At 56.5% G+C, this 16,351-nt stretch carries 10 protein-coding genes and 1 pseudogene; 8 read left to right on the top strand and 3 right to left on the bottom strand.

Annotated elements, in window-relative coordinates:
• The first annotated feature begins 14 nt into the window (after positions 1-14).
• The 5 genes and pseudogenes from rpoB (at position 15) to AC0V60_RS12000 (ending at position 10,167) form a co-directional block, all read left to right on the top strand.
• A complete protein-coding gene (gene rpoB, locus AC0V60_RS12020) occupies positions 15-4,202 on the top strand; it encodes a DNA-directed RNA polymerase subunit beta (protein WP_486178693.1) in 4,188 nt (1,395 codons plus the stop codon).
• Positions 4,199-4,411: a hypothetical protein gene (locus AC0V60_RS12015; protein WP_486178692.1), complete on the top strand. Its 213-nt coding sequence runs from the start codon at positions 4,199-4,201 to the stop codon at positions 4,409-4,411. The genes rpoB and AC0V60_RS12015 overlap by 4 nt, the downstream gene beginning before the upstream one ends.
• Positions 4,412-4,480: 69 nt before the next feature.
• A pseudogene (gene rpoC, locus AC0V60_RS12010) lies at positions 4,481-8,789 on the top strand (DNA-directed RNA polymerase subunit beta').
• 131 nt (positions 8,790-8,920) lie between these two features.
• Positions 8,921-9,646 carry a hypothetical protein gene (locus AC0V60_RS12005; protein ID WP_486178691.1) on the top strand — a complete coding sequence of 242 codons (726 nt, stop codon included), beginning with the start codon at positions 8,921-8,923 and terminating at the stop codon, positions 9,644-9,646.
• Positions 9,647-9,726: 80 nt separating this feature from the next.
• Positions 9,727-10,167 carry a DNA-directed RNA polymerase subunit beta' gene (locus AC0V60_RS12000; protein ID WP_486178690.1) on the top strand — a complete coding sequence of 147 codons (441 nt, stop codon included), beginning with the start codon at positions 9,727-9,729 and terminating at the stop codon, positions 10,165-10,167.
• Here AC0V60_RS12000 and AC0V60_RS11995 read toward each other — a convergent pair.
• Positions 10,164-11,294 carry a serine hydrolase domain-containing protein gene (locus AC0V60_RS11995; RefSeq protein WP_486178689.1) on the bottom strand — a complete coding sequence of 377 codons (1,131 nt, stop codon included), beginning with the start codon at positions 11,292-11,294 and terminating at the stop codon, positions 10,164-10,166. The two genes, AC0V60_RS12000 and AC0V60_RS11995, sit on opposite strands and share 4 nt — an antisense overlap.
• Positions 11,295-11,357: 63 nt before the next feature.
• Here AC0V60_RS11995 and gltX point away from each other — a divergent pair, with 63 nt between their 5' ends.
• Positions 11,358-12,683, top strand: coding sequence for a glutamate--tRNA ligase (gltX, locus tag AC0V60_RS11990; protein ID WP_486178688.1), 1,326 nt, complete (start codon positions 11,358-11,360; stop codon positions 12,681-12,683).
• 154 nt (positions 12,684-12,837) lie between these two features.
• Here the strand turns inward: gltX and pyk are convergent, their stop codons facing one another.
• On the bottom strand, positions 12,838-14,319 hold the full coding sequence (gene pyk, locus AC0V60_RS11985) for a pyruvate kinase (RefSeq protein ID WP_486178687.1): 1,482 nt from the start codon (positions 14,317-14,319) through the stop codon (positions 12,838-12,840).
• A 78-nt stretch (positions 14,320-14,397) separates the two neighbouring features.
• Between pyk and AC0V60_RS11980 the strand changes: the two genes are divergently transcribed.
• Complete coding sequence (locus AC0V60_RS11980; protein WP_486178686.1) at positions 14,398-14,709, top strand: DUF1244 domain-containing protein; 312 nt, start codon at positions 14,398-14,400, stop codon at positions 14,707-14,709.
• Here the strand turns inward: AC0V60_RS11980 and AC0V60_RS11975 are convergent.
• Positions 14,706-15,878, bottom strand: coding sequence for an adenylate/guanylate cyclase domain-containing protein (locus tag AC0V60_RS11975; protein ID WP_486178685.1), 1,173 nt, complete (start codon positions 15,876-15,878; stop codon positions 14,706-14,708). The two genes, AC0V60_RS11980 and AC0V60_RS11975, sit on opposite strands and share 4 nt — an antisense overlap.
• 192 nt (positions 15,879-16,070) lie before the next feature.
• On the opposite strand from AC0V60_RS11975, the gene AC0V60_RS11970 reads away from it, so the two are divergent.
• On the top strand, positions 16,071-16,307 hold the full coding sequence (locus tag AC0V60_RS11970; RefSeq protein ID WP_223073326.1) for a DUF2312 domain-containing protein: 237 nt from the start codon (positions 16,071-16,073) through the stop codon (positions 16,305-16,307).
• Positions 16,308-16,351: the final 44 nt, after the last annotated feature.

Raw genomic sequence — 16,351 nt, 5'->3', positions numbered from 1 at the left:
GGCACAATTCCTCCATGGCAACCAAAGCGAAAGCCACCCGCAGCCGCGAGGCAAAGGGTACCGCAAAGCGGCGCATCCGTAAGATTTTTGGCGACATCCACGAAGTCGTCGACATGCCCAACCTCATCGAAGTGCAGCGGGAGAGCTATGAGTTCTTCCTGCGCTCGAACAAGGAAACGGGCTACGTGTCGGGTCTGGAAAAGACCCTGCGCAGCGTTTTTCCGATCCGCGATTTTGCAGGCACCGCAGAGCTCGACTTTGTTCACTATGAACTCGAAGAGCCAAAGTACGACACCACTGAGTGCCGTCAGCGCGGGATCACTTATGCAGCGCCGATGAAGGTGACGCTTCGCCTGATTGTGTTTGAAGTCGATCAGGAAACTGAGACGCGTTCGGTTCTCGATATCAAAGAGCAGGACGTTTACATGGGCGACATGCCGCTCATGACCGATAACGGCACCTTTATCGTGAACGGCACAGAGCGCGTGATCGTCAGCCAAATGCACCGTTCGCCAGGCGTTCTGTTCGACCATGACCGCGGCAAGACGCACTCATCGGGCAAGCTTCTGTTCGCAGCGCGCGTTATCCCTTATCGCGGTTCATGGCTCGATTTTGAGTTCGACGCCAAAGACATCGTCAACGTCCGCATCGACCGTAAGCGCAAGCTGCCGGTGACCGCGCTTCTCTATGCTCTTGGCCTCGATAGCGAAGGCATTTTGCACCACTTCTACGACACCATGACGTGGTCGCGCGCCAAAGATGGTTGGAAAATCCCATACACCCCAGAAGCATGGCGCGGTGCGAAGCCTGCCTTCCCGCTTGTGGATGCGAAAACCGGCGAAGAAATTTTTGCGGCGGGTCAAAAGATCAGCCCGCGTGCCGCCAACAAGGCGGCCAAGGATGGCCTCACCGACCTGCTCCTCCCAACCGAGGAAGCCGTTGGCCGCTATGCCGCTTACGATATGATTAATGAGCAAACCGGCTCGATCTACATCGAGGCTGGCGATGAAGTGACGCTTGAGCACATCGAGGCGCTTGATGAAGCTGGCTTTGATACGCTTGAACTTCTCGACATTGACGAAATCAATACAGGGCCATGGATCCGCAACACGCTCAAAGTCGACAAGGCTGAGAACCGCGATGAGGGTCTTGAGGCAATTTACAAGGTCATGCGTCCGGGCGAGCCGCCCACCAAGGAAACCGCAGAAGCTCTGTTCGAAGGCTTGTTCTTCGATGGTGAGCGTTATGATTTGTCCGCTGTTGGCCGCGTGAAGCTGAACATGCGTCTTGGCCTTGATGCCGAAGACACTGTGACGACGCTGCGCAAAGAAGACATCCTTGCGGTGGTCAAAGAGCTTGTCGATCTGAAGGACGGCAAGGGCGATGTTGATGACATCGACAACCTTGGTAACCGCCGTGTTCGTTCGGTTGGTGAGCTTCTTGAAAACCAATACCGCGTTGGTCTGCTTCGTATGGAGCGTGCGGTTAAAGAGCGTATGTCCTCCGTCGATGTGTCGACTGTGATGCCAAACGATCTTATCAACGCAAAGCCCGCTGTTGCAGCCGTGCGTGAGTTCTTTGGTTCCTCGCAGCTTTCGCAGTTCATGGACCAAACCAACCCGCTGTCCGAAGTCACTCACAAACGCCGCGTGTCGGCGCTTGGGCCAGGTGGTCTGACACGGGAGCGTGCTGGCTTTGAAGTCCGCGACGTTCACCCAACGCACTATGGCCGGATCTGCCCGATTGAAACGCCGGAAGGTCCAAACATCGGCCTGATCAACTCGCTGGCATCGTTCAGCCGGGTCAATAAGTACGGCTTTATTGAAACGCCATATCGCCAAGTGGTCGACAACAAAGTCACAGGCGAAGTGAAATATCTCTCCGCTATGGAAGAGCAAAAGCACACCGTTGCGCAGGCATCTGCTGAGCTCAACGATGATGGCACTTTCGTCGAAGATCTGATTTCCGCACGTCAAGCAGGCGACGCTTTGATGGCGCCGAACGACCAGATCACTTTGATGGACGTCTCGCCAAAACAGCTTGTATCCGTTGCGGCCTCGCTTATCCCGTTCCTTGAGAACGATGACGCGAACCGCGCGCTTATGGGCTCGAACATGCAGCGTCAGGCTGTGCCGCTGGTTAAGGCCGAAGCGCCTTGGGTTGGCACCGGCATGGAAGAAACCGTGGCGCGCGATTCCGGTGCGGCTATCGCAGCGAAACGCGGCGGTATCGTCGATCAGGTCGACGCAACCCGTATCGTGATCCGTGCAATCGGCGATGTTGAAGCGGGCCAGTCCGGCGTTGACATCTACACGCTTCAGAAATTCCAGCGCTCGAACCAGAACACCTGCATCAACCAGCGTCCGCTGGTAAAAGTCGGTGAGACGATTGAGCCGGGTGATATCATCGCTGATGGTCCCTCGACGGACCTGGGTGAGCTGGCGCTGGGCAAAAACAGCCTCGTCGCCTTCATGCCTTGGAATGGCTATAACTATGAGGATTCGATCCTCATTTCAGAGCGTATTGTGAAAGACGACGTCTTCACCTCGATTCACATTGATGAGTTCGAAGTGATGGCCCGCGACACCAAGCTTGGCCCAGAGGACATCACCCGCGATATTCCAAACGTGGGCGAAGAAGCGCTTCGCAACTTGGATGAGGCCGGCATTGTCTACATCGGCGCAGAAGTGCATCCCGGTGACATTCTCGTCGGCAAGATCACGCCAAAGGGTGAAAGCCCGATGACGCCGGAGGAAAAACTGCTTCGTGCGATCTTTGGTGAGAAAGCCAGCGACGTTCGTGACACCTCTCTGCGCCTGCCGCCGGGTGTGGCCGGCACGGTTGTCGAGGTTCGTGTGTTCAACCGTCACGGCATCGAAATTGATGATCGTACCAAGGAAATCCAGGCGCGGGAGATTGAGAACCTGCGCAAGGATGCGGCGGATGAACGCAACATCTTGAACCGTGCGACCTACAACCGTCTGCGCGACATGCTGATGGGCCAAGTGGTCGCGGCAGGTCCCAAAGGCATCAAGAAGGGCATCGACATTTCCGAGCAAGTGCTCACCGATGTTGAGCGTCACGAATGGTTCCAGTTCGCGGTTGCCGATGATGCGCGCCAAACGCAGCTTGAAGCGATCAAGTCGCAATATGACGAAGCGGCTGGTCTGATTGATGCTAAGTTCGAAGACCGTAAAGAGAAGCTGGAGCGCGGCGATGAGCTGGCCCCTGGCGTTCTCAAAATGGTCAAAGTCTTCGTCGCGGTGAAGCGCAAGCTGCAACCAGGCGATAAGATGGCGGGCCGTCACGGAAACAAGGGTGTGATCTCTCGCATCCTTCCCGCAGAGGACATGCCGTTCCTTGAGGACGGTACGCCGGTCGACCTTGTGCTGAACCCGCTGGGTGTGCCTTCGCGTATGAACGTGGGGCAAATCTTTGAAACGCACCTTGGTTTTGCCGCGCGCGGCCTTGGCATGGACATTGCGGAGAAGCTCGAAGAGTGGAAACTTGCCAATCCAAATGCCGCCGAAGACTACGCCGATGTAAAGCCTCCCGAAGCTGTGGTTGAGCGTCTGAAGGATGTGTACGGCGAGCAGTATTTCGCTGATCTTGAAAGCCGTTCGACCTCGAACATCGTCGAGCTTGCAACCAATCTCAAAGCGGGTGTGCCGATGGGTACGCCGGTCTTTGATGGCGCGCGCGAACCCGACGTGACCGACTATCTGGTGAAAGCCGGTGTCGATAGCTCGGGCCAGTCAACTCTGTTTGACGGGCGCACGGGTGAAGCGTTTGACCGCAAGGTGACCGTGGGCATTATCTACATGCTCAAACTGCACCACTTGGTCGATGACAAAATCCACGCCCGCTCAATCGGTCCATACTCGCTCGTCACCCAGCAGCCGCTTGGTGGTAAAGCGCAGTTTGGTGGTCAGCGCTTTGGTGAGATGGAGGTCTGGGCACTGCAAGCATACGGCGCTGCCTACACGCTTCAGGAAATGCTCACCGTCAAATCGGACGATGTTGTCGGACGGACGAAAGTCTACGAAGCCATCGTCAAAGGTGACGACACCTTCGAGGCAGGCATTCCGGAGAGCTTCAACGTTCTCGTCAAGGAAATGCGCTCGCTGGGTATGAACGTCGAACTGACTTCGCTGGGCGACGGCGAAGAGGACGACGACGGCTTCGCGGAGGCTGCGGAATGATGGGCTTTCTGAAGGACAAAACGTCTGCGGAACTGAAGCAGATAGGTCTCGGCTCATTCTTCGCAGGCGGCGCACTGGGCTTAATTGGCACTCGTATCGAAAACGATGCGATGGCAATCGTTGCGTTCGTGCCCTGCATCGTCTTCTTGATGCTTGCTATCGCATTGCTCGCAAGGTCGATCTCTACATCGTCGGAGGCTGCGGAATGAGGTGAGGGGGCTAGCCACCCCTCCCAATCTTCCGCCCTGAGATTTCATCCCCAAATGGGAATTTGAAAAATGAACGAACTGACAAAATTCACCAACCAGCTCGCAAAGCCGGAAACCTTTGACCAGATCCAGATCGGCATCGCCTCGCCAGAGCGCATCCGTTCGTGGTCTTTCGGCGAGATTAAAAAGCCGGAGACGATCAATTACCGTACGTTCAAGCCTGAGCGTGACGGCCTCTTCTGTGCGCGTATCTTTGGTCCGGTAAAGGACTACGAATGCCTTTGCGGCAAGTACAAGCGGATGAAGTACAAAGGCGTCGTTTGCGAGAAATGCGGCGTTGAAGTCACCGTTACGAAGGTGCGCCGTGAGCGTATGGGTCACATCGAGCTTGCTGCTCCTGTGGCGCACATCTGGTATCTCAAATCGCTGCCATCGCGCATCGGCCTTCTGCTCGACATTCAGCTGAAGCAGCTTGAGCGTATCCTGTATTTCGAAAGCTATGTGGTGGTTGAGCCGGGTCTGACCCCGCTTGAGAAATTCCAACTGCTCACCGAAGACGAGCTATTGGAAGCGCAAGACGAGTACGGCGAAGATGCGTTCTCGGCCGATATCGGCGCAGAAGCGGTCAAAGTCATGCTCATGGAGCTCGACCTGGAGCAAGAGCGCGACGACCTGATGGAAGAGCTGGCGACCACCAAGTCGACGCTCAAGCCTAAGAAAATTATCAAGCGCCTCAAAGTGGTCGAAAGCTTCATCGATTCGGGCAACCGTCCTGAGTGGATGATCCTTGAAGTGATCCCCGTGATCCCGCCAGAGCTGCGCCCGCTGGTGCCGCTTGATGGTGGCCGCTTTGCAACGTCCGATCTCAACGATCTCTATCGCCGCGTGATCAACCGCAACAACCGTTTGAAGCGCCTGATCGAACTGCGCGCGCCTGACATCATTGTCCGCAACGAAAAGCGTATGTTGCAAGAAGCGGTCGACGCTCTGTTCGACAATGGCCGTCGCGGCCGCGTGATTACGGGCGCGAACAAGCGTCCGCTGAAATCGCTGTCTGACATGCTCAAAGGCAAGCAGGGCCGCTTCCGCCAGAACCTCCTTGGTAAGCGCGTCGACTACTCAGGCCGCTCGGTGATCGTGACCGGTCCTGAGCTGAAACTGCATCAGTGCGGTCTTCCTAAGAAGATGGCGCTCGAGCTGTTCAAGCCGTTCATCTACGCTCGTCTTGACGCAAAGGGTCTTTCGATGACTCTTAAGCAAGCCAAGAAATGGGTTGAGAAAGAGCGTAAGGAAGTCTGGGACATCCTTGACGAAGTGATCCGTGAACACCCGGTTCTTCTGAACCGCGCACCCACGCTTCACCGGCTTGGCATCCAAGCGTTTGAGCCCGTGCTGATTGAAGGTAAGGCGATCCAGCTTCACCCGCTGGTGTGTTCGGCCTTTAATGCTGACTTTGACGGCGACCAAATGGCGGTCCACGTGCCGCTCAGCCTCGAAGCGCAGCTCGAAGCGCGCGTTTTGATGATGTCTACCAACAACATCCTCTCGCCTGCTAACGGTAAGCCGATCATCGTGCCTTCGCAGGACATGGTTCTGGGCCTCTACTACCTCTCGATGGAGCGGCAGGAGAAAACACCCGAATTCCTCGAAAACGAAGATGGCACCAAAGTCGAAAAACTGCCGCGCTTTGCTGATATGGCCGAAGTGCACCAGGCGCTTGAGACTAAGGCTGTGACGCTTCACACCAAAATCCTCGCCCGCGTTCCGCAGGCTGATGAAGATGGCAAGATCGTGCTTAAGCGTTTCGAAACGACGCCGGGCCGGATGCTGATCGGTGAGTGTCTGCCTAAGAACCACAAGGTGCCTTACGACATCATCAACCGCCTTCTGACGAAGAAGGACATCGGCGATGTAATCGACGAAGTGTACCGTCACACGGGGCAAAAGGACACAGTCCTGTTCGCTGACGCCATCATGGTGCTGGGCTTCCGCCACGCATTTAAGGCGGGCATCTCCTTTGGTAAGGATGATATGATCATTCCTGACGCCAAGGAGGGCATGGTCGAAGAGACCAAGTCGCTGGTTGCTGATTACGAACAGCAATATCAGGACGGCCTCATCACCCAGCAAGAGAAGTACAACAAGGTGATCGACGCATGGTCGAAATGCGGTGACCAAGTTGCTGACGCGATGATGGCCGAGATTAAAGCGCAGCCCATCGACGATGATGGCCGTGAGAAGGCGATCAACTCGATCTATATGATGAGCCACTCAGGCGCGCGCGGTTCGCCAGCTCAGATGAAGCAGCTTGCCGGTATGCGCGGCCTTATGGCTAAACCTTCGGGCGAGATCATCGAAACGCCGATTATCTCGAACTTTAAAGAGGGCCTGTCGGTTCTTGAGTATTTTAACTCAACCCACGGCGCTCGTAAGGGCCTCGCGGATACTGCTCTTAAGACGGCAAACTCAGGTTATCTGACGCGCCGTTTGGTCGACGTCTCGCAAGATTGCACTATCGTGGAGCAGGATTGTAAAACAACAAACGCCATGGAAATGCGCGCCATCGTTCAAGGTGGTAGCGTGATCGCATCGCTTGGTGAGCGTATTCTTGGCCGCACGGTGGCCGAGGACATCATCAACGCCGCAACCGGCGAAGTGATCGTGAAGGCTGGCACCATGGTTGACGAGCCGATGGTGAAGGAAATCGAGGCGGCTGAGGTTCAGTCTGCACGCATTCGTTCGCCGCTGCTTTGTGAAAGCGATCAGGGTGTTTGCGGAACTTGCTATGGCCGTGACCTTGCACGCGGTACGCCGGTCAACATCGGTGAAGCTGTCGGTGTTATCGCTGCGCAGTCCATCGGTGAGCACTGGCACACAGCTGACCATGCGGACCTTCCACATTGGCGGCGCGGCTCAGCTCAACGAAACATCGCACCTTGAGGCGATTTCGGACGGTAAGGTCGAACTTCGCGATATGCCAACCATCACCGACAAGAAGGGCAACATCCTGTCGCTCGCTCGTAACGGTGAGATCGCGGTGATTGATGCCGAGGGCCGTGAGCGCGAGATGCACAAAGTGCCTTACGGTACGGTCATCAAGTTCAAAAGCGGCGCGAAGGTCAAAGAGGGCGATCGTCTCGCTGAATGGGACCCGTTCACTTTGCCAATCATCACCGAGCAATCGGGCGTGGTGAAGTATCAAGATCTGGTCGAGGGCACGACGCTCGAAGAACAGACCGACGATGCAACCGGTATCGCGCAGCGCGTGGTCACCGAAAACCGCGCGACGGGCCGCAAGAAGAAGGAAGAGCTGCGTCCGCGCATGATCCTTCAAGGCGAAGGCCAGACGATTGAGGATGAGACCGATGCGCAGCGCTATATGCTGGCACCGGGCACAACCCTTTCGGTCGAGGATGGTCAAACGGTTGAAGCCGGTGACATTCTTGCGCGTGCATCGCGTGAGGCGGCCAAAACCCGCGACATCACGGGCGGTCTGCCGCGTGTGGCCGAACTGTTTGAGGCGCGTCTGCCGAAAGACATGTCGGTTATCGCCAAGATCTCAGGCAAGATCGAGTTTGTTCGCGAATACAAAGCGAAGCGCAAGATCGCGATTGTGCCGGAGGAAGGCGATGCGGTTGAGTACCTGATCCCCAAAACCAAGGTGATCGACGTGCAAGAAGGCGATTTCGTGAAGAAGGGTGACACCCTGATTTCCGGCGCGCCGAACCCGCACGACATTCTGGAAGTGATGGGCATCGAGGCGCTGTCCGAATATCTCGTGAATGAGATTCAGGAGGTGTACCGGCTCCAAGGCGTGAAGATCAACGATAAGCACATTGAGGTGATCGTTCGCCAGATGCTGCAAAAAGTTGAGATCACTAAAGGCGGTGACACGACGCTCCTGCCGGGCGAGCAAGTTGACTTTGCTGAAATGCTCGAAGTCAACGCTAAGCTTGGCAAGAATAAGGAGCCTGCTGAGGGCGTGCCGATCTTGCTTGGCATCACTAAGGCTTCTCTGCAAACGCGCAGCTTTATTTCGGCTGCATCATTCCAAGAGACGACCCGCGTTCTGACCCAAGCTTCGGTTGAGGGTAAGAAGGATACGTTGATCGGTCTTAAAGAGAATGTGATTGTCGGCCGCCTGATCCCAGCCGGGACGGGCGCAGGCATGAACCGCATGCGTGTGACAGCCTCTAGCCGTGATGCTGCTCTCAAGGCCGCTTGGAAAAAGCAGCAAGAGAAACTCGCTGCTGCTGGCGTCAAAGAAGAAGAGCCAGCTGCTGATCCGGTTTCTTCTGAGGAGGCGATGAAGGCGGCAATGGCGGCGGCAGCGCCAACGCCCGCTCCCGAAGCAGATGCGGGTGACGCAGGCGAATAAACGCAACTTTTGCCGATAAATCAAAAGGCCCCGGAGGAGCGATCCTTCGGGGCCTTTTTGTTGGCTGTTCATATTGCAGTCCATTTGCGTTTCATAACGTCTACGCTGTTCAAGTTTGGAGGGACTGATCCATGAAAAAGCCAATTCTACTCGCCGCTGCAATCGCCGTTGCCATGCCCGTCTTACCGCTCACCGCACAAGACACTGTGGTCGTCACTGGCGCACGCCAGGACCGCTCTTCGCTCAACGCTTACCTCGCACCAAGCCGGGGAGGCAGCGGTCCTTCTGCCATCGGTGTCACTCGCCGCGCCGACTATTTTGTGACCCCGCTGTTCGTCAGTTCGGATTCGCGCAATTTCGATGAGCGCAGGTCCGAGCTCTTCAAAATGCTGGGAGAGGCCCTCAAGCAGGCCGAGGCTGAGGGGATTGATATTGTCGCTGGGCGTTATGGTCTTGAGCCTGTGACGCAGGCCAATATGTTCGAGCTTCCCCTGGCCGGAGGCAATCGGCCTGATACTAACCGCGTCCAGATCTATGCGCGCATTCCTTTGCGAGGGGACGATCCCAAGGTGAGCAAGACAGCGGAGCGGATCAAGGAATTCGTCAAAGCAATCCCCGCGACAGGGCGCTCCTTCATCGACATCGGCACGACCGGCCTCGCGATTGATGACCCTGAGCAATACCGCAAGGATGTGGTCGCTCACATCGCCAAGGAAGCAGGAGCCTATGCCAAGCTCTTCGGCAATGATTACGGCGTCTCGATCAAGGGGCTGCACAGCGATCTCTATTTCCAGCAGTCGAGCGAGACTGAGGTGTTCCTCTATATCGAGCACACTTTCGACATTGCGCCCAAATAGGAGATAAACGCTCTTGCGAAGCATTTGCAATTAAGTCATAATGCTCCCCATAGTCACCCCGCCGACCTGTGAGGAGCATTATGCAAAGCAAACCCGTATCGAGCGATAAGGCCAAAGCCGTCATCGCTAATCTGGCGCAGCCGCACGCTATCGAAGACTTCGGCCCGATTGCGGCAAGGTTTGTCTATTCGCTGCGGCTTATTGCTCTCCACCAGAGGGCCGGGCGTGATCCTATTTCTGAACTTGCCTTGCGGCTGAACAGTGTCAGTGTGGCGGCTAAAGCGCTCGCTCTGAGCCAAACTATCTCCGCGATCTGGCCCGAAAACATTCATGTCTCGCGCTTTTGCTGCTCCAAACTCACCCATGATGAGGCAACGATAGCAGCTGCATTAGAAGCCGCCGCTACGCGAGATTACGCCGCTTTCAATGGCGCGGTGGACGGGCTGATCCGGACCGAGCGCGCTGAACGTCTGTGGGAGGATGTTCTTGGATTGGTCGAGGCGGAACTCACAGCAGCTTAACTGTAGGCTATACGCTCAAGTGCACCAAACGCTTCGAGTGCGTCCGGATCGCCAAAGGGTGACATCTGGGTGATGAACACCCCGGCCTTCTCGAAAGTTGGATCAATCCAGTAATAGGAGTTGAATATGCCTGCCCACGCCATGCTTCCCGGCGCGCGGCCATTGGGGCCAGCTTCCGGGTTCAACAAGAACCCAAGGCCCCAGCCGGTGTGCATATCGGGGAAATTGTCAAAGGCCCCGGCAAGTTCGGGCATGCTTGAGGCCATGTAGCCTGCGCGCAAATCCCCGATCTGATTGCGGCCCATTTCTGCAACCGTTTCCGCTTTCAAAATGCGCGTTCCATCAAGCTCGCCGCCGCGAAGCATCGCGCGCAAGAACTGCGCATAATCTTCAGCAGTTGAAACAAGCCCGCCGCCGCCATTGTCAAACTCGGCGTTGGACAAGAACACAGGCGCGATATCGAAACCGCCTTCAGGCCTGCGCACATGCACGCTGGCGAGCCCTTCCGGCGGCGTATCATGAAACGCGGTCGAGTTCATCTCAAGCGGTGCAAGCACATGGGTCGTCAAGTAATCGCGCAGCCGCATACCGCTCGCCGCCTCGACGGCAAAGCCCACCCAATCGGTCGCAGCGCCATATTCCCAGCGTTCTCCCGGCTCAAACATCAGCGGCATTTCCACGCTCGCTCGCTCGCCAGGTGCCGGAATACCGACGTGCAAATAATAGCGCTGAATATCGCTCTGGACGAACAAGTAACCAAACCCTGCTGTATGCGTCAAAAGGTGGCGCAAGGTCACAGGTTTGGTGGCTTTGCGAAGCTGCGGCACGCCTGCCTCGTCAAACCCTGTAAGAATATCGGGCTCAGCCAAATCAGGCAAAAGCGTACCAATCGGCTCGTCAAGCGCAAGCTTGCCCTGTTCCACCAATTGCATTGCGGCGACAGAGACCAGAGCCTTCGTCATAGAAGCGATCTGGCACTTAGTGGTCAGCGTCATCGGCGCGGAAGTCGCAGTGCTCGCAGCGCCTACGGCATGGCTGAAAATCGCGCCCTGTTTGTCGACCACAATCGCAGCGGCGCCAGGCAGGTTCGCGGCCTCGACGGCAGCTTCAAATGTTGCGGTATCCATTTTGCGCATTTCTCCCTCTTTTCCCGCTAGGACTGGAGCGCTTTTGGCGCTAGCGCAACTTTTATGACGACCACGACACGCTTTGCTCCTTCGCCCACGGGCCGGCTCCATGTTGGCAACATCCGTACAGCGCTCCACAATTGGATGATCGCCCAAAATTCCAGCGGCGAGTTTATCCTGCGCATCGACGATACGGATGCTGAACGCTCCAAAGAAGAATACGTTGAGGCGATCCGCGCTGACCTCACATGGCTTGGCCTTGAGTGGACACGCGAAGAGCGTCAATCCACTCGGCTCGATGCTTATGAGGCGGCGTTTGAAAAATTGCGCGAGGCGGGCCGGATTTATCCAGCCTATGAGACGCAGCAGGAGTTGGAGCTTAAGCGCAAGGTCCTGCTCGGTCGCGGTCTTCCGCCGATTTATGACCGGGGTGCCTTGGAGCTGACCGATGAAGAGCGCGCAGCAAAAGAGGCGGAAGGTGTTCAGCCGCACTGGCGTTTTAAGCTCGATCATGATGAACCCCTGGAATGGGTCGATGGTGTCCGAGGTAAAGCCAAATTCGACCCGAAACTCCTGTCTGACCCTGTGATCAGGCGTGCGGATGGGTCATGGCTCTACATGCTTCCCTCGACAGTCGACGATGTTGACATGGGTGTGACGCAAGTCCTTCGCGGAGAGGACCACGTCTCTAACACCGCGGTTCAGATTCAGATGTTCACTGCCCTAGGAGCGGCCCCTCCGGCCTTTGCGCACGAGGCGCTTCTGGTGGGCAAAGAGGGCAAATTGTCCAAGCGCCTTGGCTCACTTGGCTGCGATGCGTTCCGGGAAAAGGGCATTGAGCCGGCCGCGATTATCGCGCTTCTCTCGCGCCTTGGCACTTCGCTTCCGGTTGAGCCTATCGCGGATCGTGCGAAGCTGCTTGCGACCTTTGACCTTGGCACTTTCGGCAGAGCGCCTGCGAAGTTTGACGATGCCGAACTCGAGCGAGTCAACACCGCGATTGTCCACCAAATGCCGTTTGATGCGGTACAGGACCGCTTGCCTGAAGGCATGGATGAGGCCGGTTGGCATGCGGTGCAGCCCAATATCTCGACCGTTGGCGAGGTTGCCGAATGGTGGCGGCTGGTAACGGGGCCGATTGAGCAGCCGGAGTTTTCGGACGAGGATAAAGCTTACCTCAAAGAGGCGGCTAACACGCTGACGTGGAGTGATGATCCTTGGGTGGCACTCACCGGGGCTTTGAAGGAGGCAACGGGGCGCAAGGGTAAGCAGTTGTTCCTGCCACTGCGCCAAGCGCTAACAGGCATGAACCACGGTCCCGATATGGGGGAACTGCTGCCGCTGATTGGCGAGGATGAGGCGAGGGCGCGGCTTTTGAAGGCGGCGTGATGAGAAGGTTCTACCTAAACCTGCGCATAGTCTCCATCCTGAAAACTATCGCCGGACAAGAGGATGGCAAGTTTCTCTCGGTGCATCTTCGAAATGGCAGAGATCAATTGGGTCAAACAGTGTTCCATGAAACTTGGACACGCGAAACACCTCGCTAACCCTCATGCTTCTCCAGTTCATTTCCTGCCAGCGTCACCACATGCAGTAGGTTCGTCGATCCCGGCGTTCCAAAAGGCACACCTGCCAGCACAATCTGCTTTGACCCTGCCTCACCAAACCCATGGCGCAGAGCCATGCGTTTGCCCTTTGCGATCATCTCTTCAAAGCTGCCGATATCCTTGGTCACCACGGCGTGCGCTCCCCATAGAAGCGCAACGCGGCGCGCTGTTCTGGTGCTGGGGGTGAGGACCAAAAGCGGGGTGCGCGGGCGCTCACGGCTGACGCGGCGGGCGGTCGAGCCGCTCATGGTGAAGACCGTAATCGCGGTGATCGGCACCGTGTCGGCGATGGTCATGCACGAGTGAGCAAGCGCGTCTGAAGTGGTTGGATCAGGAAGCATCTCAAGAAGGCGCACGCGCTCCTTGTAACCCTCGTCCCTTTCAATCTGGAGGGCGATCGAATTCATCATTGCAACCGATTCTTCAGGCCATTCACCAGCCGCGCTTTCCGCAGAGAGCATCACCGCATCCGCACCGTCATAGACCGCATTGGCGACGTCAGAGACTTCCGCCCGCGTCGGCATCGGGCTCTCAATCATGCTCTCCAGCATTTGCGTCGCCACAATCACCGGCTTGCCAGCGCGCCGTGTTGCGTTGACGATCTTCTTTTGCAGCGGGGGCACTTCATAAGGTTCAAGCTCAACGCCCAAATCCCCGCGCGCCACCATAATACCGTCCGATTGGTGGATGATTTCTGACAGGCGATTGACCGCCATCGGCTTTTCGATTTTTGCGCAAAGCGCGGTGTTTGAACCTTTGTGAGCGGCAATCAATTTGCGCGCTTCTGCCAGATCTTCGGCGCGCTGGACAAAGCTCAAGGCGATCCAGTCCGCGCCGTGCTCAACGGCGAAAGCCAAATCCTTGCGGTCTTTTTCGGTAAGCGCGGGGATAGGGATTTCGGCATCGGGCACATTAACGCCCTTGCGATCAGAGATCACGCCGCCGACCTCCGCTGTACAAAAGATGCGGTCATCTTCCGCTTCCTTTACCACCAGCTTGATCTTTCCGTCATTGATCAAAAGCCGCTGTCCGCGTTCCAAAATCCCGAAGAGTTCCGGGTGGGGCAGGCACACGCGGGTTTCATCTCCGGGAGCGGGATCACGGTCCAGAGTGAAGTGCGCAGAGTGGCGGATAACGGCGCGGCCTTCTTTAAACTCGCCGACGCGCAGTTTCGGTCCCTGAAGGTCGGCAAGGATCGCGATAGGGCGGGCAAACTCCTCTTCGAGAGCACGGATCGCCTTGATCGCGGCCTCGTGATCGGCGTGCGTGCCGTGGCTCATGTTTACGCGGAAAGCGTCGGCGCCCGCTCTAAACAACTTTCGCAGCATGGCTGGCGAGCGGCTTGCCGGGCCGATGGTCGCCAATATCTTGACCTTGCGTCCGCGCGGGTCGATTCTAGTGTTATCTTTGCTGGTCATCGCTTTTCGAACCCTTGGTCGATCCTCTTGAGGACTTTGCTATGACACAGCCATATTGCAACTCAAGGAAAAGCCCGCATGCATACGAAACCACAAGATGATCTGGACCAATTGGATGATGCCATTGCGGCCGCCGCCTTTCGGCGCCTTGCGAGACATCTTCAGCACCGTCACGATGCCCAGAATATTGAACTCATGGGCCTTGCAGGGTTTTGCCGCAATTGTTTGGCAGACTGGATTCGCGATGCGGGGTTTGAAGGCGATAAGGCGGCCGCGCGCGAGATTATTCATGGCATGCCGGTGGATGAATGGAAGGCCACAAGGCAAACACCGGCAACCGAGGAACAGCTTGCCGCGATGGAAGCGAGCGTAGCCAAAAACAAAACCTAAGTGTCTTCTCCAGCGCTTTCGAGGCGGTAAAGTTCGACCTCGCCGTATTTCTTTGGAAGCAAGACGCGGCCCACAGAGGTAAAAGCGCATTCGTTGCAATTGTCCATAAGCAGCGCTGCGGCAAAGCTCTCAGTGCAATAGACGCCGCCCACCGGGGTCACTGGTTCAATCCGGGCAGTACGATTAACTTCGCCCCCATACCAAAGCCGGTTGCCTGTAATCCGGTCAGTCCCCACCCAAATGGGGCCGTAATGCACACCGATCCGCATCCCCGCTACCGCACCAGAGGGAACGAGCCCGCGGGGGATGTCATCAAGCGCATCCTGTAGTGCGAGCGCAATCGCCGCTGCCTTTCGGGGCTCATCGACGATCACATACACCGCATCACCCCACGTATTGCGAAACTCCACATGATCGCCGTATTCGTGCAGCACCCCGGCAATGCGCCCCATAATAAGATGCATAAATTCAGGCAGTTCACGCTCCCCCAGCCTTGAAAAGCCCTTGTAATCGGCAAAGATGATCGACCGGATTTCGCGTTTGGTGCCATCCCCGATTTTACCGCGCGTGGGAAAGCGCAAGTTGCGCGGGACGTTGCCAGCAGGGATTGTGACGGTCTGACGGCCCAAATCCTGCCACAGCTTCATATCCGCTTTGGTGCCAGCCTTGCCGGTTTCAGAAAAGCTTGCAAATTCATTTGAAACAACAGCGATTTGGTAGGCATCACACTCGCGCTTTGTCGCCCTCAAGAGCGCCAAGCCCATTGCATAGAGCGTGTTGTAGGCAAATTGATTGTCATCGCCGACATAATCGCTGGGCGTTGCAAAGTTGATGGATTTGGCAGCGTTGCGGCAAGCGCAATAACGTTCTGCCCAATCATGCCCGCCCGATGTCACGCTCTCATCAATGAAGTCCTCCTCAGAGAAGGGAAGAACGACATTAAGCTCGGCCCCGCGCCTCAGCAGTTCTTCTGCGATCACAATGTCCGCGCCGCACGCGAGCGGGCCATAGGCGACCGCGATATTGAGCTCGTCGAGATGGTTGCTGATCCGCTGTGTCAGCGAGATTTCCGCTTCGCTGCCAGAATTGAACATGTGCCCGCAAAAGACCGCGACATTTCCGCCATCTCCGGTTTCTGTCGGCACGGCCTCTAATTCATCTGGACTCATAACCACCGGCTGTTTCCCCATCACTTGACCAGTTTCTTCGCTCGCACGCTTGTAATCCTACAATATCGTGAGAGGCGCGCAAGCTGTGGGTAGACCGGTGGAGAAACCTCAAAGCAAAAGCTGCAAGCTTTGCGCGTGCCTGTTAGAGGGAGCGGCAAATCTTGAAACTGATTCTCCTGGAGTATTGATACGATGGCCGAAGCCACCGATGACCGCCTGCGTTTGCTGATCGAACGAATTGAACGTCTTGAAGAAGAGAAGAAGGGCATCGCTGACGATATCCGCGATGTTTACGCAGAGGCGAAGGCCGTTGGTTATGACACGAAGATCATGCGCCAGATCATCAAGCTGCGGAAGATGAAGCCTGATGAGCGCTCTGAACAGGATATGGTGTTGGAGACCTATAAGTCTGCGCTTGGCATGATGTAGGCGGGCGCTTCTGCCGTTGATAATTTCGAAGCGTGTTTCATCTG

The organism is Erythrobacter sp. S259, from assembly GCF_057364965.1.
The sequence above is the reverse complement of the archived record's forward strand: the minus strand, read 5'-3'. Positions and strand labels throughout refer to the sequence as shown.